We start from the raw sequence: 21,006 nt of genomic DNA, 5'->3' as shown, positions 1-21,006 counted from the left end.
CCATCAAGCAGCCTCCAATGCCTTTCCATAGCGTTCGATCATGCCAAACAGGTCCCGGGGATTGTCGGGATCGGCCAGCAGGTCAAGCATTTGGTGACCCGTACGATCCTTCAGCACGTCGTTCAGATAGCGTAGCGCGCTGAAATCCTCGGTGGCAAATCCAACCGAATCGAACAGGGTGATCTGCTTGTCGCCGACCCGGCCCTTGGCATCGCCGGTTATGACTTGCCATATTTCGGTGACGGGGTGGTCTTCGGGCAGTTGCTGGATTTCGCCCTCGATGCGGGTCTGCGGCGGGTATTCGACGAAAATGTCCGAGCGGAGCAGGATATCCCTGTGCAGTTCTGTCTTGCCCGGGCAGTCGCCGCCGATGGCATTGATATGGACGCCGGCACCAACCATGTTGTCGCTCAGGATTGTGGCCAGTTGCTTGTCCGCGGTGCAGGTGGTGATGATCTGCGCACCTTGGATCGCCTCTTCACCGGTCTTGCATCCGATAACCGTCAAGCCCTTACCCTTCAGATTGCGAACAGCCTTTCTAGTCGCATCGGCATCAATGTCGTAAAGGCGTACGGTATCAATGCCGCAGATGGTCTTGAATGCTAGGCACTGGAATTCCGACTGGGCGCCGTTGCCGATCATCGCCATGACCTTCGCCCCTTTCGGCATCAGATACTTCGCGACAACGGCCGACGTTGCCGCAGTCCTGAGTGCCGTGAGAATGGTCATTTCGGTCAGCAGGACGGGATAGCCGGTGTCGACGTCGGATAGAACACCGAATGCCGTTACAGTCTGGCGGCCGGTGCGGCCGTTCTTCGGATGGCCGTTCACATATTTGAAACCGTAGCTGCGCCCGTCCGAAGTTGGCATCAGCTCAATCACGCCTTCAGGCGAATGGGCGGCAATCCTCGGCGTCTTGTCGAACTGCGGCCAGCGGCGGAAGTCGTCTTCGACATATTGAGCAAGCTCGACAAGAACATTTTCGATGCCCCGCTCGAGGACAATCTGCATCATGTTTTCCACGCTGACAAACGGGACCAGGCTCATAGGACCCGGCTTCGGAAGTGACATCATGTTCTCCTTTTAAGATTGGAAATAGGCGCCATCGACCCTTTCCCAGGCCCGGCGGATATTTTGCCGCCTTCACGACAGTATCGCTGAGGAAAATCTAACATGGCTGCTGCTATCTGTAAACTGTCAACAGTTGACAGACTAATCAGAAACGTGACAGTAAGACTTCAGACACCGCTGCACGGCGTCATTAAAAGGGAAACGAGATGGCTGACGACATCATCGGACTGGTCAGGTCGAAAAGTCTTTCCGAGTCCGTCAAGGAAGAGCTTATCCGTCTGATCACCAGTGGCACATTGAAGCCTGGTGCGCGTCTGAACGAAGTATATCTGGCGGAACGGCTGGGCGTGAGCCGCGGTCCGGTGCGCGAAGCCGCGCGCGAGCTTGAGGGACTCGGCCTGACGATCAGCCGCCCCCGGCTTGGCTTTTTTGTCGCTGAGTACAGCGATGCCGAAATTATCGAGATTTATGAAGTGAGCCCCTGGATCAATCAGGCCCTTGTGGTTGACTTCATGACCTATTCCGACGCCGAAACGTGCAGCGCCATCCTAAGCGACGTCGGATCGATCCGGACGGATTGCGTAGAGACGTTCTCTGAATCCCTGTTGCAGTTCCGTCAGCGGATGTTGCGGCATGTTCACAATCGATATCTGGCGGAACATGCCCTGTCGCTGTATCGGCGCTTTTACATCGTCGCCGCGCTTGTGCGCGCCGACGACGTTACGGATCGGATGGAACGGATTATGGAGACGCAACGGCGTTTCTGGTCGGCGCTTGTCGATCGCGATCAGGAGGCAGCCGCCGAACTGATGCGTGCCGACAGCCAATACTGGTTGGAAGACATACCGCCGCGCTTTTCAGCGTTGAAGGCAAAAAAGAAGCCTGTCGGCAAAGACGGCTGAAAGCAACAATCTAACCTGTTCGGAGAACCCCAAGGCGCTCCCGCGACCGGGGTCGGGTGTCTTATGTGGAGGAAGACATACATGAAGGAACGTAAATCTCAAATCCGCGACTCGTTGATCATCGGTTTTGCGATGTTTGCTGTGTTTTTCGGTGCAGGAAACCTGATTTTCCCGCCACAGATCGGCTTTGCCGCCGGCGATAACTGGGCAATGGCACTGGCGGGCTTGAGCCTCACCGGCATGTTGCTTCCCGTTCTAGGCGTGGTCGCAGTCGGGCTTGGAGGCGGCAGCTTCGAGCGGTTGACCCGGCCTATAGCACACTGGTTCGGTACGTTGCTCGTCTTCACCACGATGATCGCAATTGCATGGCTGATCACCATTCCCCGAACTGCAGGTGTTGCTTTCGAAACCGGGGTCCGAACGCTCATCCCGTCTATCGACCCGACAATTGGCATCGCCATTTTTGTGCCGTTGTATTTCCTCGTCTCACTTTATTTCGCCATCGACAAGAACCAGATGATCGACAAGGTCGGCCGTATACTGACCCCGATCCTGTTGCTTCTGTTGTGCGCGATCGTCGTCTGGGCGATCGTCGAACCATTGGGTACGCCGGTCAAGACCCCGGAACTGACGCCATTCTACCTTGGCTTCACGACGGGTTATCAGACGGGCGATGTGTTCACGGGGCTTTTGTTTGGAGGCATATTCCTTCAGGCGATCAAGGCCAGAGGTTATCAGGATGGCAGCGGCTTTAGAAACGTGATGTTCGGCATGTCGGCTATCACCTTCCTGGGTCTGTTTATCGTCTATGGCGGCCTGGAATATCTGGGCGCGACCGGCAGCGGACTTCTCGACCAGAACACTTCCCATGCCGCATTGCTGACCGAACTGGTCAGCACTCTCGCAGGACGAATGGGTGCCGCGGCCCTTGCTGTCGCCGTTCTTCTGGCTTGCCTGACCACCGCTGTCGGCGCGACCGCTGTCATGGCGGAGTACATGACCAAATGGAGCCGTGGCCGTCTAAGCTATCGCACTGCGGTCATCATTACCACGGTGATGGCTGGCCTGCAGGCCTTTGGCGGCGTGCAATATATTATCAGCATCGCTGGTCCGATCTTCATGTTGTTCTACCCGGTTGGTATCTGCATCGTTGTCCTGGGACTGTTCGGCCCGTGGTTCAACAATGATGGCGTCTGGAAGGGTACGGCTTTGATGGCTCTTTTGATCGGCGCCTATGATTGCGCAAGCCTGCTGTCAGGAATGCTCGGTTTCGTGATGCCTGAAGGCATCGCGCAGCTCTACCAGGCGATCCCGCTCGCTTCGTCGGGTTTTGCCTGGGTCATCCCGGCTATTGTCGGGGGAATAGCTGGTGGGATCGCCTGGAAGTTTCTTGGCATACCCAGTGTTGACAAGATCTCTCTGGCAGAGGCCAACGCCTGATTTTTACACAGATTTTTAAAAGGATACGGCAATGAAACTGCTTAGGTTTACGACCTTACCCAGTGCTCGTGCATTGGCTTTCACCGCCCTGTGCGTATTTTCCGCAGCGGGCATTGCATCGGCTCAAGGTCCGCTCGCCGGTACTCAGACGCAGGAGAATGCGCAGTGGAAGCCGACGCCCTGGCTGGACGTTGCCGACGATGCGGTGACAGAAGAGGTCGTGAGTTTTCGCCACCATATCCACCAGAATCCGGAGTTGGGCAATCAGGAGATCAAGACGGCTGCCTTTGTTGCTGAACACCTAAAAAAACTGGGTCTGGAGGTCCATACGGGCATCGCGGGACCCGGTGTGGTGGCCGTCCTGACGGGTAAACTCCCTGGCCCGATCGTGGGACTGCGTGCGGATATGGACGCATTGCCTGTCAAAGAGACCTCAGGCCTGCCGTTCGCCAGCCAGGCAAAGGGTATTTACTTCAGCAAACAAGTCGATGTCATGCATGCCTGTGGACATGATGCTCATACAGCTATGTTGATGTCGGCTGCCACGGTGATGGCTTCCAATATTGACAAAATTCCTGGCAAGGTCGTGTTCATATTTCAGCCCGCTGAAGAGGGCGCGGCGGATATTGACGTGTTCGCTGGTAAGACTGAAACTTGGGGCGCTCGCAGAATGGTAGAAGAGGGCGTCATCGAAAGATTCGGCATTGAAGCCGTATTCGGGGTTCACGTGATGTCGAACTTGCATTCAGGGCATATCGAGTACAAATCCGGCGCCGCACTCAATAGTGCCGACGGCTTCAAGATCACACTCACGGGCAAGCAGGCACACGGATCGATGCCATGGACAGGAGCGGATCCGATTGTTGCTGGTGCTGACGTCATCATGGGAATGCAAACCATTGTCAGTCGGCAGGCCAATTTGTCGCAAGGCATGGGCGTGATCAGTGTTGGTAGCATTCATGCTGGCACAGCCGGCAACATCATTCCGGGCGAATTGACGATGCAGGGCACCATTCGTTCCAACAATCCCGGCATACGAGACACTATGTTGGCTGCTCTACCGGTCATGGTCGAGAATACTGCGCATTCGCATCACGTTGAGGCCGACGTTTCGCCGATATCATGCCAGTGACCGTAAACGATCCAGAACTCACAAAGGCCATGGTGCCTGCGCTGCAAAGAGCTAGCTATGGGCAGGCGGGCGAGAGCACCCAGAACCAATCTGCCTCTGAGGATTTCTCTTATTTCGCAGAGAAAGTTCCGGGGCTCTACGTGTTCCTCGGAGCCACGCCCCTGGATCAGAATCCCGCCAAAGCCGCCTCAAACCATAACCCCGGCTTTTTTGTCGATGACAGCACCCTGTTGACTGGCGTGCGCAGCCACGTCGAATTTGTGTTGGGCTATGCCGCGTGGACGAATGGCAATTAACGCATGTCGCCCGTCCCTCGCAAAGGCCTGGTGGCAGGTTGCCTTGCCACTACGCACCGCCGTGGAGCCCGTGGAGACGGCACGCTCCTCGTACAATGCGGCCACTCCCCTGCTCTAAGGTTTTTGGCGTGAAGGCCTGTCCCGTTCCAGCGCCTTGAAAGGATTTGAACCGACGACTGTTTAGTCTTTAGCTGGGCGCCTTCCCAATCCGCCACTGGTAAGGCGGCGGCGTGCCGTTGACGGCATAGTCGCCGATAATGCGGTCCTTGTAGATGCGGGGGTTGTGCGAGGACAGGGTGCGGGCGTTGCGCCAGTGGCGGTCGAGACCGGCCGGCTTCTTGATCGCGGAGGCACCGAGCGTGTCGAAGAGGAGCGTCGATGCCTCGAGAACGAGATTGGTGACGACGTTCAGGGCTTGCGACGTTTCCAGTTCCGCAATCGCGTTGGCGCGTTCTTCGGCGTCCGCGTCACCCGTAAAGTGGGTCTGGTATGCGCGTTGGATCGCAGTTGCGACCTGTAACACGATGGCGCCCGCGCAATAGGCATTGCTGCGAATACGACCGACCACCTGCAGCACCTGCGGGTCCTCGCGCGAACTCGGGCCGGCCGCGTTCGAGTAGTGACGTTTGCGCGCGCCGACGGCGGCGGCTGTCTCGGTTGCGATCCCTCTCCCGATACCGGCAAGCGTTGCTAGGTGCACGATCTGGTAGAACGCGGCGCCGTATCGGAATTTCTCCTGATCGGCCACGATGTCCTTGAGATCCACGGCAACATCGGTGAAGGTCGTGGTGCCGCTGGCGGTCAAGGTCTGCCCAAAGCCGTCCCAGTCATCGACGACATTGACCCCGGGGTCATCGCGGCGCACCTGAAGCACGACGCCCTCCCCCTCTAGGCCGGTGGCACCAACGTCGATCCAGTCGGCAAAGAGCGAGCCGGTCGTGTAGTATTTCGTGCCGTTGATGACCAGTCCGTCGTCCTTCCTCGACACGCGCGTCGAGAAGGCATCCTGCTGGGCATCGCCGATCTCTGTCCAGGCATTACCGGCGATCTCGCCGGCCGCGATGCGTTGCGCCCAGCGCTTGCGGCTGTCACCCTGCGGCTTGCCGACGACGTCCTCGACAAATCCGAAATGACCGCGCAGGGCCTGCGTGATGTTGGAATCCGCTTCCGAAAGCTCGATCAGGAGGTTGGCGAGTTCCGGTATCGAGGCACCGAAGCCGCCTTCGGCCTCCGGCAGCCGGAGCGCGCCGAAGCCCGCTTGCTTCAGCGTCCGGATCTCATCGACCGGCAGGGTGCGGACAAGCTCCCGTGCGATCGCGCCCTTGGCGATCTCGGAAAACAGCGGACGGAACCGGGCGGCAAGCTCTTCGTAACGCGGGCTCGGGCCTGCGCCCCAGGCCAGATCAATCTGTGACATCGGTGTATTCCTTGAAAGGGTCAGTTCGGTCTGGAGGCCGGGGCGCCTCCGAGATAGAAGTCGTGAACGTCCTCGCGGCGACGCAGTTCTTCGGCCGTTCCCGACAGGGCCACACGACCGTTTTCCAGAATATAGGCGTGGTCGGCGTAGCGAAGCGCTAGGTTGGCGTTCTGTTCGGCGAGGAGAAAGCTCACGCCGGCCTGAGTGTTGAGCGTCCGGATGATCTCGAAGATCTCCTGCACGATGATCGGGGCCAGCCCCATGGACGGCTCATCGAGAAGGACGAGACGCGGCCTGGTCATCAGAGCCCGGCCGATCGCCACCATCTGCTGCTCGCCGCCGGACGTCAGCCCGGCTTTGACCTTGCGCTTCTCCTTTAGCCGCGGAAACCACGCATAGACCTGATCGAGGCCGCGTGCGAGTTCGGCCCGACCAGGCTTGCAGACGTAGCCGCCGGAGAGAATGTTCTCCTCGACGGTCAGTTGTGCAAAGCAGTGGCGGCCCTCAAGAACCTGCACGACGCCCTGCGCGACCAGCTTGGAGGCCGAGAGCGCGCCTACGGGGGTGCCGCGCCAAAGGATCGTGCCCTTGCTGACGTGGCCGCGTTCCGGCCCGAGCAGGTTGGAAACGGCTTTCAACGTCGTGGTCTTTCCCGCGCCGTTCGCGCCGAGGAGGGCGACGATCTTGCCCTCCCCGACGGTGAGAGAAACGTCACGAACGGCGAGGATCGCAGAACAGTAGAGGGCCTCGATGTTCCTGATCTCGAGAAAGCCGGTGTCCTGAAGGGTCATGTGGTCATCTCCGTGTATTGGCCCGTCCGTGTATTGGGATCAGTTCTGCGCTTGCCGCGGATAGATGCCCTTTTCCTTGGCGTAGGCTGCGGCGCGCGCGTAGATTGCGTCACGGAACAGGGGGCGATCGCCCTTCAGCCAGTCGGTCACCGCGCTCCACTTCTGCCCGTCCCACTGCACGATCTTGGCGGCCGGATCGCCTTCATGATCCTGCGGCGTGATCTTCAGGGGGCTGAGCAAGCCTGTAGCGCCAAGCTCGGCGATGCGTTCGGCGGTGATGTCAAGATGCTCGGCGGCCCACTGGCCCTCTTCCTTGGTCAGGGGACGGTTTCCGAACTTCTTCTGGCCGGTGCGCAGGATCTCGGTGTAGATGATCGCCTGTACGAGACCGGCATTGTAGTAGACCGAGCCGAATTTCGAGACGTCCTTGAGGTCGCCCTTGCCGGCATCGATGATGTTGGCCTTCAAGGTCTTCGTGATCTCGAAGTCCGTGCCCGAGGGGAAAACCGACACGGCGAGATAGTTCTTGGCGGCGGCACCCGCAGGCCGCGCATCTTCTTCGGATCCCGTCCAGATGTCGCCGATGATGCGATCGGCCGGGAAGCCGACACGCGCCGCGGTCTTCAGGCCGACCGGCGACATCACACCCCAGGCGCGGAAGAACACCCAGTCCACGCCAGCACGCTTGATCTGCTGCCATTGCGCCTGTTGCTGCTCGCCGGGATGCGGAACCGCGATCTGGATGTTCTCGAACCCGTACTTCTCCGAAAGGATGGCCATCGGCTGGATCGTTTCGCGACCATAGCCGGAATCGTGGTAGAGGGTGGCGATCTTCAGGCCCTTGAGCTTGTCATAGCCACCGACCTGATTGGCGATGTGCTCGATGACGATCGAGGCTTCCGTCCAGTAATCGAAGAGAAGCGGAAACTGGTAGGGAAAGACGCTCCCGTCCACCGCATCGCCCCGTCCGCCGGCAACCGAGATGATCGGCAGCTTGTCGAGCCGCGCCTTGTCGGAAATGGCGGCGTCGAAACCGCTGGAGGTCGTGAAGAGGACCGCGACCGGTGCTCCGGCATAACCGTTCTTGTAGCGCTCGTAGCATTCGAAGGCGCGCTCGAGCGTATAGGCCGTCTCGCACTCCTGGACGAAGATCTTGACGCCGTTCACGCCGCCCTTTTCGTTAATGTAGTTGAAATAGTCGCGATACCCCGCCCATTGCGGAATGCCCGAAGGGGCGTAGGGGCCGGTGCGATAGGAGAAGAGCGGGAAGAGCTGCTGGCCCGTCGCCTCGTCTGCCTTTGCGACGCTCGTGAGCGTGGAAGCGGCGATAAGGGCACTAGTGGCGAGCGCGAGCATTTTCGAGAGAAGAGACATGGCGGTCCTTTGGGTTCGTTGATGGAGCGTTGGGAGAAATTCGGGAGTATGGAGCAGGCCACGTCGCCTCGGCCGCTCGTGGTCGTTATCCGGCGTATCTGTTCCGGATGGCCTGTCGCGCACGCCGCAGCAGCGCAGAGAGGCCATCCGGTTCCTTGATCAGGAGCAGGACGATGATGGCGCCGAAGATGATGCGCTGCAGGTTGGTCAGCGCGCCCTGATCGCCGAGGAAGGAGAGATCGGCCGCTAGCACGACGCGGTCGAGCAAGATCGGCGTCAGCACGATGAACGCTGCGCCAAGGAAATTGCCGAAGATCGTCGCCACGCCGCCGATGAGCACGATGAAGAGAACCTGGAAGGACTTGTCGAGGTTGAAGGTGTGCGCATCCGACGTGCCGAGATAGCCAAAGGCCCAGAGAGCACCCGTGACGCCGAGGAAGAACGAGCTGATCGCGTAAGCCTGCAGCTTGCGGCGGGCGACCCGAATGCCGAGAACGGAGGCCGCCGTTTCCATATCCCGGATGGCCATCCATTCGCGCCCGAGCCGGCTGCGGACGATGAGCAAGGCAAGGCCGATGAGCAGGACCGTGACGCTGGCGGCAAGGAAATACCGGCCAAGCGGCGACTGCAGGCTGTAATCCAGGATTTCGAGCCGCGGCGCCGATATGGTCAGTGACTGGCTATCATTGGAGAACCAGGTGAAATTGCTGAACAGCCACTCGAAGAAGAACTGCGCGCCCAGCGTCGAGGCGCCAAGGTAGAAGCCCCTGATCCGCAGCGACGGCAAGCCGAAGACGACGCCGGCCGCCGCAGCGATCAGCCCGGAGATCAAAAGCACGAGGGGTAGCGGCAGCCCGGGTACGCGCAGAATAACATTATAGGCCGAGAACGCGCCGATCAGCATGAAGGCCGCCGAGCCCAGGGACACGAGACCGGCATAGCCCTGCAGCAGGTTGAGTCCGATGCCAGCAAGCCCCATGACCAGTGTCGGAATGATGATGGAGCTGAGCCAATAGTCGTCCGCCATGGCCGGGATGACGGCGAACACGATGAGTAGGCCGGCGACGATTGGCAACAGGGGCGCGTCGAGGCGCGAGAGGAGGCCGGACGGCAGCGTTCGATCCTGAAGCACGGTCACGGTCAGACCCTTTCGATTTCACGGTCGCCGAACAGGCCGGCGGGCCGAATGAGGAGGAAGGCGACGGCGAGGATATAGGCAAACCAGGTGGAAACGCTGCCGTTGACCAGCGGCCCGAGATAGATATCGGCAAGCGCCTCGCTTGCGCCGACGATCAGCCCGCCGGCAATCGCCCCGGGGATCGAGGAGAAGCCGCCGATGATCAGCACCGGGAGAGCCTTGAGCGTGATCAGCGAGAGAGAAAACTGCACGCCCTGTCGCGCGCCCCAGAGAAGCCCGGCGACCAGCGCGACGAGGCCCGCGACGCTCCAGACGATGCGCCAGATCACGGGCAGCCGGATGCCGATGGACTGGGCGGCGAGCGTGTCGTCCGCCACGGCCCTCAGCGAGACGCCCATCCGGGTCTTGCTGAAGACGATGGCCAGGACCGCGACCAGGGTGACGACGATCAGGGAGGCAACGATGTCGAAATGGCTGATCAGGATCCCGGCGTAATCCTGGGCGATATCGTCGATGCCGAGATCGAGCATGTGCACGTCGGTGCCGAGAAAGAACTGTGCGCTGCCGTCGATGACGAAACTGAGGCCCAGCGTGGCCATAAAAAGCGTCAGCGAATCCCGGTTTCGCAAGGGTCGGAGAACGAGGGCCTCGACCAGGATCGCCACCACGACCATCAGTGCCGCCGTCGCGAGGAACGCGATCCAGAACGGAAATCCGCGCTCCACGAGGGTGACGAAGGCGAGCGCAGCCAGAAAGACCATTGCGCCCTGGGCAAAGTTGAAGACGCCCGACGCCTTGTAGATCAGCACGAACCCGATGGCGACGAGCGCATACATCAGCCCGGCGAAAAGGCCGGTGATGAGGGTTTCCAGAAAAAAGGACATGGAGGATCTCTAAAAGGAGGGATTTCTAATGAACGGTGCCGAGATAGGCGGCGATGACATCGGGATTATTGCGCACCTCGTCCGGCGTACCGTCCGCAACCTTGCGGCCATAATCGAGGACGACGACATGCGAGGCGAGGTTCAGCACGATGCCGACGTCGTGCTCGATCAGCACGATCGTCGTGTCGAAGGAGCGGTTGACCTCGGCGATGACGCGGCTCATCTCCTGCTTTTCCTCCTGGTTCATGCCGGCCATCGGCTCGTCCAAAAGCAGGAGTTTCGGCGCAGCCGCCAGCGCGCGGGCGAGATCGACGCGCTTCTGCATGCCGTAGGAGAGTTTCGACACGACCGTCTCGGCTTGCCGCTCGAGATGAAGAAAGGCGATGATCTCGTCCACCCGGTCGATGAACCGGCGACGTTCGGCGCCATCCCGGCCGAAGCGGAAGATGTTTTCGAGGAACATCGCGGTGCCCCGCCGCGAGAGGCCGGCTAGCACGTTTTCCCGCACGGTCAGGCGGTGGAAGAGCGCATTGTGCTGGAAGGTTCGCCCGATGCCCAGCAAGGCAGCCTTCTGCGGATGGATCGCCCCGAAGCGTGCGCCGTCGAAAACGATCTCGCCGGTGTCGGCCCGGTAAACGCCGTTGATGACGTTCAGGACCGAGCTCTTGCCGGCCCCATTGGGGCCGATCAGGGCGCAGATCTCGCCGGTGGCGACGCTGAAGCTCAAGGCATTCACCGCCTTCACGCCCTTGAAGGACAGCGAAACGTCGCGAAGCTGGAGGAGATCGCTCATCAGGCGACGACCGACCGCAATGCAGAGGCCGATGCGCGTTCGGCATCCCGGCGCTTGACGGCTTCGATGTCGCGATAGGCGTCGGCAGGGTGGGTCGTCGGCAGGTAGGGTCCGTCGCCGAAAAGTTTTTCCCGCAGGGTGCCGGGCTTGTAGGCCGTGGGATAGACGCCGCGCTTCTGCAGTTCCGGGACGAGCAGATCGACCGCCGCCTCAAAGCTTTCCGGTGTCACGGCATAGGCAAGGTTGAACCCGTCGACATCCGTTTCCTCCGCCCAATCCTGAAGGATATCGGCGATCGTGTCGGGCGAACCGACGAAGACCGGGCCGACGCCGCCGATACCGCCCCATTTGGCGAGCTCCTCCACCGTCCAGGTCTTATCCTTGCCGGCAAAGTGCTCGACCATCGAGACGATGGCGTTGGTCTCGACTTTCTTGAGTGCGTCCGTCGGCGCGTACTGCCCGAAGTCAATTCCGCTCCATCCCGACATGAAGACGAGAGAGCCGTCATAGGATGTGTAGCTTTGGTACTCCTCGAACCGCTTCTGGGCCTTTTCGTCCGTCTCGTCGATGATGAGCGTCGTCAGATTGTAGATCAGCACTTTCTTCGGATCACGCCCGCTTGCGGCCGCCTTTTGCCGGATTTCGGAGACATAGGCTTTCAGCAGCGCCTTGGTGGGCGCGCCGACGAAGACGCATTCGGCATGTGCTGCGGCAAAGGCCTTGCCCGGACCGGAGGCCCCGGCCTGATAGAGAACCGGCGTGCGCTGTGGCGAAGGCTCGGACAGATGGTAGCCGGGCACGTCGAAGAACGTGCCTTTGTGGCCGATCTCGTGAACCTTGGTCGGATCGGTAAAGATTCCGCGGACGGGATCGCGCTGCACGGCGCCCTCCTCCCAGCTCCCCTCGAACAGCTTGTAGAGCACCTCGACATATTCGGCGGCGACCTCGTAGCGGTTGTCATGGGCGCGCAGGCCGCCCTGACCGACATTCTTCGCGCCGCTTTCCAGATAGGACGTCACGATATTCCAGCCGACCCGACCCTTCGTATGGTGGTCGGCCGTCGCCAGCCGACGGGCGAATGTGTAGGGATGCTCGAAGGAGGTCGAAGCGGTGATGCCGATGCCGAGATGCTCGGTCGCAAGGGCGATCGGAGCGGCGAGCTGGATCGGATCGTTGACGGGGATCTGCGCTGCCTGCTCGATCGCATGGTAATTCGAGCCTTTGTAGACATCGTAATAGCCGATGACATCCGCGATGAAGATCCCGTCGAAGATGCCGCGTTCCAGGGTTCTCGCAAGATCCTGCCAGTAATCGAGGTCCTTGTACTTCCAGGACCGATCCCGCGGATGTTTCCAGAGACCCGGCGACTGGTGCCCTACGCAATTCATGTCAAAGGCGTTAAACCGTATCTGCCTGGTCATCGATCCGCTCCGGATGCACGTGGGTGTTGGCCGACAAATTATCATCAGGAACCGGCCAACGCGAGAAACTGGCTATTGTCTATAGATTTTGTTTAGAACAATTTTCCTAAATTATGGTCGTTTTAGAGGCGCGGTTCAGCACATTTTCGAATCAGATCGAACTGCTGGGCGTCGTCCGCTGGCCGGATGACAAACATTCGTCGACGATCCAAAGCCCTGGCGCATCATAGGGCACCCAGACCTGTATCGAACAATTCTCGGCATCGACGGCGCGGTCGGAAACCAGTACGCGAAGATGGAATCGGTCACCGTTCATACCCAACCTCAGATGCGTCGCGTAAAACCTCCGCCTTGAACATGGGGTAATCGCGGACGCCTTCCCCGAAGACATCGCCTAAGCAATGTCTGACATGGTCGGTTGCGCCCGGTAAGATGAAATACGGGCTCACGATTGGAACCGGGCCCAGCATCAAATGGGAGGCAACCATGGACCAATATATCGGGCTTGATGTTTCGTTGAAAGATACGGCCGTTTCGATCCGGGAGGATCGGAAGCGGATCTGGCGAGGCAAATGCCCTTCTGATCCGAAAGCACTGGCTCGGATTATCCGCAAGCATGCTCCGTACGCAAAGGTGGTCGTCTTCGAGACAGGCCCCCTTTCGACGTGGTTTTATCACGCGCTGACAGCCGAAGGAATTCCCGCGATTTGCATCGAAGCTCGTCATGCGCAAAAAGTTCTGAATGAGACACTCAACAAGACTGATGCCAATGATGCGGATGGTCTAGCGCAGTTGGCCGAAGCCGGATTTTACAAGGTCGTGCGAGTGAAAGCTTTTGACAACATGCTGACGCGCACATTGATAGCGGCACGTAGCCAGCTCGTAAGCATTTCCAAGCAGCTCAGCAACCAAATACGCGGCCTCCTGAAAACCTTTGGTCTTATCGTTCGCAAAGGAGAAGGAAGGGTATTTGATGCCAATGTGAGAGAACTGCTAAATGGGAATAGTGGCCTGACAGTTGTGATATTGCCCCTGCTCGAGGCATGGCACGACATACGTAAGCGGGCAGCCAATCTTGATCACCAGTTGCTCGCAGCTTCAAGACAGAGCCGGGCTACGAAGCTTCTGATGACGATTCCAGGTGCTGGTGCCGTCACGGCCGTCTCGTACATTGCAGCGATCGAAGATCCTGATAACTTCCCCACCTCGCGCTCGGTTGGTGCTTGGCTCGGGCTGACGACGCGGCGCTATCAGTCCGGCGAAATCGATTACGATGGCCATATCTCGCGACGCGGTGACGGTCGGCTACGGGGATTACTCTACGAGGCGGCAACCGTCCTCTTAACAAGGACCATTGTCAGGACCGATGCAGTCTCAAGACCTGGGGGCTGAAGTTGCGTGAGCGGCTGGGCTTCAAACGTGCCGCGGTTGCTGTTGCGCGAAAACTTGCGGTCATCATGCATAGCATGCTCAAGACCGGGCAAGCATTCGATCCATTGGCTGGCGCTGCTGCATAGGCAAAACGCCGGCCTACCTGCCTCGGCGTCTCAATCTGACTGAGATGCTGGGCGTCCCCGCTGTGGACGTGGGTTGGGTCATTCCGTCGATTCCGTCGCAGCTCGTTGAGACTGCGTCTTGAACATAGGAAGACCGGCCCTGCGAAAACCCATCATGCGGCGATTGCATGCCGACCGCGGAGACAACAGTGCTCCCAGCAACGGACGAGTTTGCAAGAATAGTGAGATGTTTAACGAAGAAGTGAAAAAGATGTCGCGCTCCCAACACGGCAACGAAGTACGTCGTTTAAATTCCACTTGACCCGAGGCAGGCGATTAGACAACGGAATCGAACCGCTGATTCTCAGGTGATTGGCTAAGCCTATGATTCATAAGCCGCCGAATACTCGTGCGCCGAAAGCAAATTTATGGAACGCCGCAAGGAAACGGGCACTTTCATCGTCGAGCTCACGATTCCCCCCGAACCACTTCGAGCTGGTGGATTTGGCTCTCGCGAAGCAGCTCCTGAACGGGCGAAGAGACCGTCTGGAGGCACCACTAGTACACCATTCTCATTAATACGCCCTAATTGGAATGCCGCTCTGGTAAAGACCTGGAATTAGGTATGTCCTTGCTCGTGAGTTTTTCGCGGCGAGCCTAGTTTCACGTCCAAACTAGGAACCACTTGATGTTAGTCAAAACTATTACCAATACCGTTTTCGCAACTGCCCTAGCCGTTGCAACGCTGGCTGCGACGGGGGCGTCGGCGGATTCGACGCTCGACCGCATCAAGGGTCGCGGCAAACTGACTGTCGGCGTGATTCTTTCCGGTGCTCCGTTCGGTGCTATCGACCCGAAAACCCAGGTGCAGACGGGATTTAATATCGACATTGCCAAGGCACTGGCGGCAGACCTCGGCGTCGAACTGGAATCCGTGACCGTCACACCGCCCAACCGCGTGCAGTTCCTGCAGCAGGGCAAGGTCGATATCCTGATCGCTAACATGCAGTACACCGAAGAACGCGCCAAGGTGATGGACTATGTTCCAACGCCGTATGATCGTGCTGGCGGTGCCGCCGTGGTGCGGAAAGACAGCGGTCTCAAGGATTGGGCCGATCTCAAGGGCAAGCCAGTCTGCATTTCGCAAGGCTCGAACTACGCACAGCCGCTTGCCGAAGAGTATGGCGCAATCGTCAAGGGTCTGCCAAGCCAGCCGGAATCGCTTCTGGCCCTTCAGGGCGGCAATTGCGTGGCTGCCGTCCATGTCGGCGCGACCGTCGGTCTGCTTCTGCAGGACCGTGCGGACGAATGGAAGGATTACGCCATCCCCTTCCCGTCCGAGCTCATCCCGTCCGATAGCGTGATCTGGCTGCGCAAGGGCGAGACCGATACGCGGGCAGCACTCGACGGAACCGTGAAGAAGCTTCATGCGTCCGGCAAGATGCTCGAGCTTGCGAAGGCCAACCGCCTGCTCAACACCGCTTATCTCGAAGAAGAAAAGAAGAAGCTGTCCGCGCAGTAAGCGTGAAGCGGCGGTAAATGACATGCAGGACGTGAACCTGACCAGCCTGTTCGTCGATCTGACGGGCAGGCTTGGCCTCAATTACGAGTTTCTGGCGACGGGTTACGAAGCGCAGATCTGGCGTGATGGTTTCATCACCACGCTTTATCTGATCGCCGTAACCATTCCCGTCAGCCTGATCATCGGCCTCATCTTTGCGGCCTGCCTCACCTCGGGCAGGCTCTTTCTGTCTGCGCCAGTCAGGGCCTTCGTCGAACTGACCCGCAACACCCCGACGCTGGTGCAGCTCATGTTCAGCTTCCTGGTTCTCAATACGGGCGTTTCCGACATGCTGGGCGGCGCGCAGAACAATCCGCTCTCTCCGTTCTTCTGGGTCGTGGCTGTGGTCGGCCTGCATGTCGCGGCACTCCATGCCGAGGCGATCCGCGGTGGTATCGAAGCCGTGCCTTCCTCGATGATCGAAGCGGCTCGTGGCATGGGATTCAGCCAGTTCGAGATCTTGCGCTACGTGCAGATCCCGCTCGCATTCCGGTCGTCGCTGCCGGCCATCGTCAACGGGCTGATCAGCCTCGTCAAATCGACCACGGTCGGCAATGCCATTGCGGTCAGCGAAATCACCTATGCCTCGATCATGGTGTGGACGCAGCGCGACAATGTGGTGGAGATGATGATCGTGCTACTCGCCTTCTTCAGCATGATCAATTTCGTGATCGCCCGCATCGGTCAATGGGTCGAACGCAGGCTTGCCATACCGGGGTTCGGGCTATGAGCATGACGGCAACTCAGCGACCCAAGGCACTGAAAGCAACAGCCGCGAGCGGCCATGTTCTGCGGTACGTCGGTTTTGTAGCCATGCCGCTACTGGTCGTGGTCTGGTCGCTGCTCGACCTCTCGCTCGGTCGCGAACTGGTGGCGTGGATCCCCTATCTCGCATCGGGCTTTTCGATGAACATCCTCATCACCGTCTGCGCGGTCGCGCTCGGCACCACGGCCGGGGTGCTTCTGGGACTGCTGCAGATGGCGCCCTATTGGTTCATCCGCTTGCCGGCGCAGGTCTATGTCCAGATCTTCCGCAATGCGCCCGCCCTCGTGCTGATTTTCGCCACGACCTACATCTTCCCGTTCGAGATCGTGCTGTTCGGCAACTATCTGCCGTTTCCGGACTGGGTGAAGGCGGTGATCGGCCTTGCCATCCTTTCGAGTGCCTATATCGCCGAAATCACCCGCGGTGCCGTGATGTCCATCCCGACCACCCAGTGGGAAGCCACTAGGGGCCTTGGTTTTTCGCGTTTGCAGGCGCTGCGCTTCGTCATTCTGCCGCAATGCGTGCGCCGGTCCCTGCCGCCATGGATGAATGTCGCGTCCTCGATCGCGATGGGTACTTCGCTTGCCTCGCTGGTGGGTGTGCATGAACTGATGCATGCCGCGACCGATGCCAGCACCGCCGTGCGCCGGCTCGATTTCACCATCATCGCCTATGTCGTTGTCATGGCCGCCTTTTTGACGCTCTGCTACCCGATTGCCCGCCTGACCCGTCGCCTCGAACAGCGCTTCAACGCGGGCTGAAGGATTTTTGACATGACTGCATCATCAGACACCGCGATCGTAAAGCTGGAAGATGTTCACCTGTCTTTCGGGCAGACGGAAGTGCTGAAGGGTATCGACCTCACCATCAACAAGGGTGATGCCGTTTCGATCATCGGCCCGTCCGGCTCGGGCAAATCGACCATCCTTCGCTGCATCAACGCGCTGGTGACACCGCAGAGCGGCAGGATCACCGTCGCCTGCACCCGCGTCGATCAGCTGACGAAGGAAAGCGAACGGATCGACCTGCGCAAGCGCGTCGGCATCGTGTTCCAGCAATACAATCTGTTTCCGCATCTGAGCGTACTCGACAATATCGTGCTGGCGCCAACCCGCATTCTCGGCGCTGACAGATCCGCGACGGTCAAGCTTGCCCGCGAGCTGCTTGAAAAGGTGCGGCTGTCGGAGAAAGCGGATGCCTTTCCCGGACAGCTTTCCGGCGGCCAGCAGCAGCGTGTGGCGATCGCCCGTGCGCTTGCCATGAAGCCGGAACTCGTGTTGTTCGACGAGGTCACCTCGGCACTTGACCCGGAAACCGTGGGCGAGGTTTTGTGGGTGATCCGCGACCTGATCCGCGACGGCATGACCAGCATTCTCGTCACCCACGAAATGCGCTTTGCCGAGGAAATCAGCGACACGGTGGTGTTTACCGAAAACGGCCGCATCGTCGCCCAAGGCTCGCCGCAGGAGATCTTTCATGGATCGGATAACCCGCGCATCCGCCAGTTCGTCGGCGGCCTGTCCGGCGGACGCGGCTCTGTTCGCGACAACGAGAGCCTCTGATCATGGCCAAGGCACCCCTCACTACTGCATTCGCCAGCGCGATCCGCCGCTCCGATCCGCGCCGAGACACTGCCGCTATGGATGCGGGCCGCACCGCGATCATCGACTTTCTCGCCTGCACGATCGCCGGTGCAGCCGACCGCACGACCGGCGTTCTTGCCAATGCAGTCGGCGCAGGCCTGCCGGGTGACGCGATCCTTGTCGGAAGCAACAGGAAGACCGATCCGCTGGTGGCCGCCATCGTCAATGCTTATGCCGGCCACGTGCTTGACTACGACGACGTTCATGCGAGCGTGCGGGGGCATCCCACCACCGTGATCGTTCCAGCGCTGCTGTCACTTGCCGCCGAGCGTCGGTTTTCCGCCGAGGCGCTCGTTGCCTCCTTCGTAGTGGGGCTGGAGGCGATGGCGCGTCTTGGCCTCTCGCTCGGCTCGAAGCACTATGAAAACGGCTTCCACGCGACAGCAACGCTTGGACCGATCGGCATCGCTGCCGCCATCTGCCACCTGACCGAAGCTTCGGTCGAAGAAACAGCCGTCGCGCTTGGTATTGCCGCCACCCAGTCATCAGGGCTGCGATTGCAATTCGGCTACGACACAAAACCCTACCATGCCGGCATGGCAGCCCGATCCGGCCTGCTGGCGGCACGGCTTGCCGCAGCGGGGTTCAGCGGTGCGCCTGATTTCCTCGACAATCCAGTCGGCTTTTATTCGGCTTATGCATTCGGCGCCGAACGACCGGAACTTGGCGTCGAAAACTGGGGCTCTCCGTGGCAGATCGTAACGCCCGGCCTGACACTCAAAGCCTATCCCTGCTGCACCGCCAGCCACCCGGTCGCCTCGCTGGGTATCGACCTGCATAAAGAAGGTTTGAGCGCCGAGCGGATCGAAAGCATCACCTTCACCTATCCGCCGGGAGCAGATGCCGCGCTGGTGGTGACGAAGCCTACCAACGGCATCGAAGCCCGGTTCAGCCCGGAATACGTCTTCTCGGCTGCCCTGATCGATGGCGCGCTCCGCCTTGATCATTTCGACGATCGGCCTGTGGAAGACCGGATCATGGCGCTCGCCAGCCGCGCGAGCCGCCGCCATGATGACGCGGCGCCGCGCATGTCGAGCGATCCGGCCACCCGCTTTGTCGTTCTCGATGTCACGCTTGAAGACGGCAATGTGATCCGCCGCCGTTTCGACGGCCTGCCCGGCGTGTCCGATCCAGCTGAGAAATTCCGTGACGCGACGGCGGACAATCCGGCCTTCGCCGACATTCCCGACCTTGTCCGCAGCATGAGAAGCGAGGCCGACCTTACCCGGCTCCTTTCCCTGCTCAACCAGAACCCAGTCTAACGAAAGAATTTTCAAATGAGTGCCAAGAGACAAATCCATCTCGGCCTGTTTCTGCAGGGCGCCGGCCACCACGTTTCCGGATGGCGTCACCCGAAAGCCGAAGCCGGCAGCGAAAATTTCGACCTTCTACGCCGCGTTACCCAGATGGCCGAAAAGGCGAAATTCGACATGGTGTTTCTGGCCGATGGCCTGACAAGCGGCGTCGACGCGCACCCCTCCACCATCGCCCGGTTCGAACCTCTGACGCTGCTTGCAGCCCTCACCCTGGTGACCGACAAGATCGGTCTCGCGGCCACCTCGTCCACCACCTATGGCGAGCCCTATCACACGGCGCGGGCCTTTTCCTCGATAGACCACCTAAGCCATGGCCGTGCCGCCTGGAACATCGTCACCACATCCTATGCCCGAACAGCCAACAACTTTTCCAAGTCGCATCCCGAACATGACGAGCGGTATGCGGTCGCTTCGGAGTTCGTCGATGTGGTTCGCGGCCTGTGGGACAGCTGGGAAGACGATGCATTCGTCAAAGACAAGGAGAACGGCGTCTATGCCGACCCCTCCAAGCTTCATCTGCTCGATCACAAGGGCAAATACTACTCCGTCAAAGGCCCGCTCAATATTCCGCGTTCGCCACAGGGACACCCGATCCTCATTCAGGCTGGCTCTTCCGGCCCCGGTCAGGATCTTGCCGCCCGCAGGGCAGATGTCGTCTTCACCGCCCAGCAGAGCCTTGCCGAGGCACAGGCCTTCTACAAGAGTCTGAAGGGCCGCGTCGAAAAGGCCGGCCGCGCCGCCGATGACGTTGCCGTCATGCCGGGCTTCCTGCCGGTGATCGGCCGAACATCGAAGGAAGCAGCCGAGAAGCTGGCCGAACTCGACCAGTGGACGGAGCTCAAAAGCGCCATGCCGCTGCTGGAAGAGCGCATTGGCCACAGCCTTGGAGACTACGATCCGGACGGTCCGCTGCCGGATCTGCCGATTTCAGATCAGTTGCGCAGCCGGGCCGAGCTGCTCACTGCACTTGCTCGCCGCGAGAACCTGACGATCCGCCAGCTGGCCCTTCGCGTGGCCGCCGGCCGCGGCCACCATATCGTGCTCGGCACGCCCGAGGAGGTTGCCGACCGCATGCAGGAATGGTTCGACGGCCGCGCCGCCGACGGTTTTAACATCATGCCGCCGTTCTTCCCGGAAGGACTGGAAGACTTCAACGATCTCGTCGTGCCGATCCTGCAGGAACGCGGCCTGTTCCGCACAGAATACACCGGCTCGACGCTCCGCGATCATCTCGGCCTGACACGTCCGCCGGTTTCTCGTCGATCGATGTAGTGACATCGCTGCAATAAAGGTCGCCACTTTGACTGTCCGTTGACCCACGACGGCTCCAGCCATATCCAATGAATCTGAGAACGTTTTGGAGGGATGGCGGCTGTGGTCAATTGACAAGGAGGATCCTATGTTGACCAGTGAAATAGACCAATTCGGGAAGGTCGCCAGAAGCGAGATGGTACGTCGTGCTACGCAAGCACTTCAGCACAATCGCGCTCCGGAAACAGACGAGAGTTTTCAACGCTTGTTGAACCGCCTTCTCAGGGCAGAAAAGAGCCGCTGATGATCGACAC

The 21,006-nt window shown here is 59.8% G+C and carries 18 protein-coding genes and 1 pseudogene; 11 read left to right on the top strand and 8 right to left on the bottom strand.

The window, feature by feature from the left end:
* Positions 1–3: 3 nt before the first annotated feature.
* Positions 4–1,071 carry an ornithine cyclodeaminase gene (gene ocd, locus RMR21_RS22400; protein ID WP_498671885.1) on the bottom strand — a complete coding sequence of 356 codons (1,068 nt, stop codon included), beginning with the start codon at positions 1,069–1,071 and terminating at the stop codon, positions 4–6.
* A 206-nt stretch (positions 1,072–1,277) separates the two neighbouring features.
* On the opposite strand from ocd, the gene RMR21_RS22395 reads away from it, so the two are divergent.
* The 4 genes from RMR21_RS22395 (at position 1,278) to RMR21_RS22380 (ending at position 4,841) form a co-directional block, all read left to right on the top strand.
* The gene (locus tag RMR21_RS22395) at positions 1,278–1,973 is read left to right on the top strand and encodes a GntR family transcriptional regulator (protein ID WP_498671633.1); all 696 of its coding nucleotides are present in this window, start codon (positions 1,278–1,280) and stop codon (positions 1,971–1,973) included.
* 81 nt (positions 1,974–2,054) lie between these two features.
* Positions 2,055–3,413, top strand: a complete 1,359-nt coding sequence (brnQ, locus tag RMR21_RS22390; protein WP_498671631.1) for a branched-chain amino acid transport system II carrier protein — start codon at positions 2,055–2,057, stop codon at positions 3,411–3,413.
* 31 nt (positions 3,414–3,444) lie between these two features.
* Positions 3,445–4,545, top strand: coding sequence for an amidohydrolase (locus RMR21_RS22385; RefSeq protein WP_498671629.1), 1,101 nt, complete (start codon positions 3,445–3,447; stop codon positions 4,543–4,545).
* Positions 4,542–4,841, top strand: coding sequence for a M20/M25/M40 family metallo-hydrolase (locus RMR21_RS22380; protein ID WP_498671628.1), 300 nt, complete (start codon positions 4,542–4,544; stop codon positions 4,839–4,841). Before RMR21_RS22385 ends, RMR21_RS22380 begins: the two co-directional genes overlap by 4 nt.
* Before the next feature lie 187 nt (positions 4,842–5,028).
* Here RMR21_RS22380 and RMR21_RS22375 read toward each other — a convergent pair whose 3' ends face one another.
* The 7 genes from RMR21_RS22375 to RMR21_RS22345 form a co-directional block, all read right to left on the bottom strand.
* Positions 5,029–6,258 (bottom strand): acyl-CoA dehydrogenase family protein, encoded by a 1,230-nt coding sequence (locus RMR21_RS22375; RefSeq protein WP_498671627.1) that lies wholly within the window; start codon positions 6,256–6,258, stop codon positions 5,029–5,031.
* 20 nt (positions 6,259–6,278) lie between these two features.
* Complete coding sequence (locus RMR21_RS22370) at positions 6,279–7,049, bottom strand: ABC transporter ATP-binding protein (RefSeq protein ID WP_498671626.1); 771 nt, start codon at positions 7,047–7,049, stop codon at positions 6,279–6,281.
* A gap of 39 nt (positions 7,050–7,088) precedes the next feature.
* Entirely contained in the window at positions 7,089–8,423 is a 1,335-nt protein-coding gene (locus RMR21_RS22365; RefSeq protein WP_498671624.1) for an ABC transporter substrate-binding protein, read from the bottom strand.
* Positions 8,424–8,508: 85 nt separating this feature from the next.
* Positions 8,509–9,537 carry a branched-chain amino acid ABC transporter permease gene (locus tag RMR21_RS22360; RefSeq protein ID WP_498671883.1) on the bottom strand — a complete coding sequence of 343 codons (1,029 nt, stop codon included), beginning with the start codon at positions 9,535–9,537 and terminating at the stop codon, positions 8,509–8,511.
* Positions 9,538–9,563: 26 nt separating this feature from the next.
* Positions 9,564–10,445, bottom strand: coding sequence for a branched-chain amino acid ABC transporter permease (locus RMR21_RS22355; RefSeq protein ID WP_498671622.1), 882 nt, complete (start codon positions 10,443–10,445; stop codon positions 9,564–9,566).
* Positions 10,446–10,470: 25 nt separating this feature from the next.
* Positions 10,471–11,238, bottom strand: a complete 768-nt coding sequence (locus RMR21_RS22350; protein ID WP_498671620.1) for an ABC transporter ATP-binding protein — start codon at positions 11,236–11,238, stop codon at positions 10,471–10,473.
* A complete protein-coding gene (locus RMR21_RS22345) occupies positions 11,238–12,659 on the bottom strand; it encodes an LLM class flavin-dependent oxidoreductase (RefSeq protein ID WP_498671618.1) in 1,422 nt (473 codons plus the stop codon). The genes RMR21_RS22350 and RMR21_RS22345 overlap by 1 nt, the downstream gene beginning before the upstream one ends.
* 486 nt (positions 12,660–13,145) lie before the next feature.
* On the opposite strand from RMR21_RS22345, the pseudogene RMR21_RS22340 reads away from it, so the two are divergent.
* The 7 genes and pseudogenes from RMR21_RS22340 (at position 13,146) to RMR21_RS22310 (ending at position 20,713) form a co-directional block, all read left to right on the top strand.
* Positions 13,146–14,176 (top strand): annotated as a pseudogene (locus tag RMR21_RS22340) (IS110 family RNA-guided transposase).
* A 667-nt stretch (positions 14,177–14,843) separates the two neighbouring features.
* A complete protein-coding gene (locus tag RMR21_RS22335; protein ID WP_498671616.1) occupies positions 14,844–15,677 on the top strand; it encodes a transporter substrate-binding domain-containing protein in 834 nt (277 codons plus the stop codon).
* A 22-nt stretch (positions 15,678–15,699) separates the two neighbouring features.
* Positions 15,700–16,446: an amino acid ABC transporter permease gene (locus tag RMR21_RS22330; RefSeq protein WP_498671615.1), complete on the top strand. Its 747-nt coding sequence runs from the start codon at positions 15,700–15,702 to the stop codon at positions 16,444–16,446.
* 83 nt (positions 16,447–16,529) lie between these two features.
* Positions 16,530–17,243, top strand: coding sequence for an amino acid ABC transporter permease (locus RMR21_RS22325; protein ID WP_498671882.1), 714 nt, complete (start codon positions 16,530–16,532; stop codon positions 17,241–17,243).
* A 12-nt stretch (positions 17,244–17,255) separates the two neighbouring features.
* Positions 17,256–18,044 (top strand): amino acid ABC transporter ATP-binding protein, encoded by a 789-nt coding sequence (locus RMR21_RS22320; RefSeq protein WP_498671613.1) that lies wholly within the window; start codon positions 17,256–17,258, stop codon positions 18,042–18,044.
* Between the two features lie 2 nt (positions 18,045–18,046).
* The gene (locus RMR21_RS22315) at positions 18,047–19,387 is read left to right on the top strand and encodes an MmgE/PrpD family protein (RefSeq protein WP_498671611.1); all 1,341 of its coding nucleotides are present in this window, start codon (positions 18,047–18,049) and stop codon (positions 19,385–19,387) included.
* A gap of 15 nt (positions 19,388–19,402) precedes the next feature.
* Positions 19,403–20,713, top strand: coding sequence for an LLM class flavin-dependent oxidoreductase (locus RMR21_RS22310; RefSeq protein WP_498671609.1), 1,311 nt, complete (start codon positions 19,403–19,405; stop codon positions 20,711–20,713).
* Positions 20,714–21,006: the final 293 nt, after the last annotated feature.

This window comes from Agrobacterium sp. rho-8.1, from assembly GCF_033957725.1.
Taxonomy (GTDB): domain Bacteria; phylum Pseudomonadota; class Alphaproteobacteria; order Rhizobiales; family Rhizobiaceae; genus Agrobacterium.
The sequence above is the reverse complement of the archived record's forward strand: the minus strand, read 5'-3'. Positions and strand labels throughout refer to the sequence as shown.

What these genes read in the sequence shown, in the direction of transcription:
- ocd (WP_498671885.1), bottom strand. Translation starts at nt 1,071, where the DNA reads ATGTCACTTCCGAAGCCGGGTCCTATGAGCCTGGTCCCGTTTGTCAGC.
- RMR21_RS22395 (WP_498671633.1), top strand. Translation starts at nt 1,278, where the DNA reads ATGGCTGACGACATCATCGGACTGGTCAGGTCGAAAAGTCTTTCCGAG.
- brnQ (WP_498671631.1), top strand. Translation starts at nt 2,055, where the DNA reads ATGAAGGAACGTAAATCTCAAATCCGCGACTCGTTGATCATCGGTTTT.
- RMR21_RS22385 (WP_498671629.1), top strand. Translation starts at nt 3,445, where the DNA reads ATGAAACTGCTTAGGTTTACGACCTTACCCAGTGCTCGTGCATTGGCT.
- RMR21_RS22375 (WP_498671627.1), bottom strand. Translation starts at nt 6,258, where the DNA reads ATGTCACAGATTGATCTGGCCTGGGGCGCAGGCCCGAGCCCGCGTTAC.
- RMR21_RS22370 (WP_498671626.1), bottom strand. Translation starts at nt 7,049, where the DNA reads ATGACCCTTCAGGACACCGGCTTTCTCGAGATCAGGAACATCGAGGCC.
- RMR21_RS22365 (WP_498671624.1), bottom strand. Translation starts at nt 8,423, where the DNA reads ATGTCTCTTCTCTCGAAAATGCTCGCGCTCGCCACTAGTGCCCTTATC.
- RMR21_RS22355 (WP_498671622.1), bottom strand. Translation starts at nt 10,445, where the DNA reads ATGTCCTTTTTTCTGGAAACCCTCATCACCGGCCTTTTCGCCGGGCTG.
- RMR21_RS22350 (WP_498671620.1), bottom strand. Translation starts at nt 11,238, where the DNA reads ATGAGCGATCTCCTCCAGCTTCGCGACGTTTCGCTGTCCTTCAAGGGC.
- RMR21_RS22345 (WP_498671618.1), bottom strand. Translation starts at nt 12,659, where the DNA reads ATGACCAGGCAGATACGGTTTAACGCCTTTGACATGAATTGCGTAGGG.
- RMR21_RS22335 (WP_498671616.1), top strand. Translation starts at nt 14,844, where the DNA reads ATGTTAGTCAAAACTATTACCAATACCGTTTTCGCAACTGCCCTAGCC.
- RMR21_RS22330 (WP_498671615.1), top strand. Translation starts at nt 15,700, where the DNA reads ATGCAGGACGTGAACCTGACCAGCCTGTTCGTCGATCTGACGGGCAGG.
- RMR21_RS22325 (WP_498671882.1), top strand. Translation starts at nt 16,530, where the DNA reads ATGCCGCTACTGGTCGTGGTCTGGTCGCTGCTCGACCTCTCGCTCGGT.
- RMR21_RS22320 (WP_498671613.1), top strand. Translation starts at nt 17,256, where the DNA reads ATGACTGCATCATCAGACACCGCGATCGTAAAGCTGGAAGATGTTCAC.
- RMR21_RS22315 (WP_498671611.1), top strand. Translation starts at nt 18,047, where the DNA reads ATGGCCAAGGCACCCCTCACTACTGCATTCGCCAGCGCGATCCGCCGC.
- RMR21_RS22310 (WP_498671609.1), top strand. Translation starts at nt 19,403, where the DNA reads ATGAGTGCCAAGAGACAAATCCATCTCGGCCTGTTTCTGCAGGGCGCC.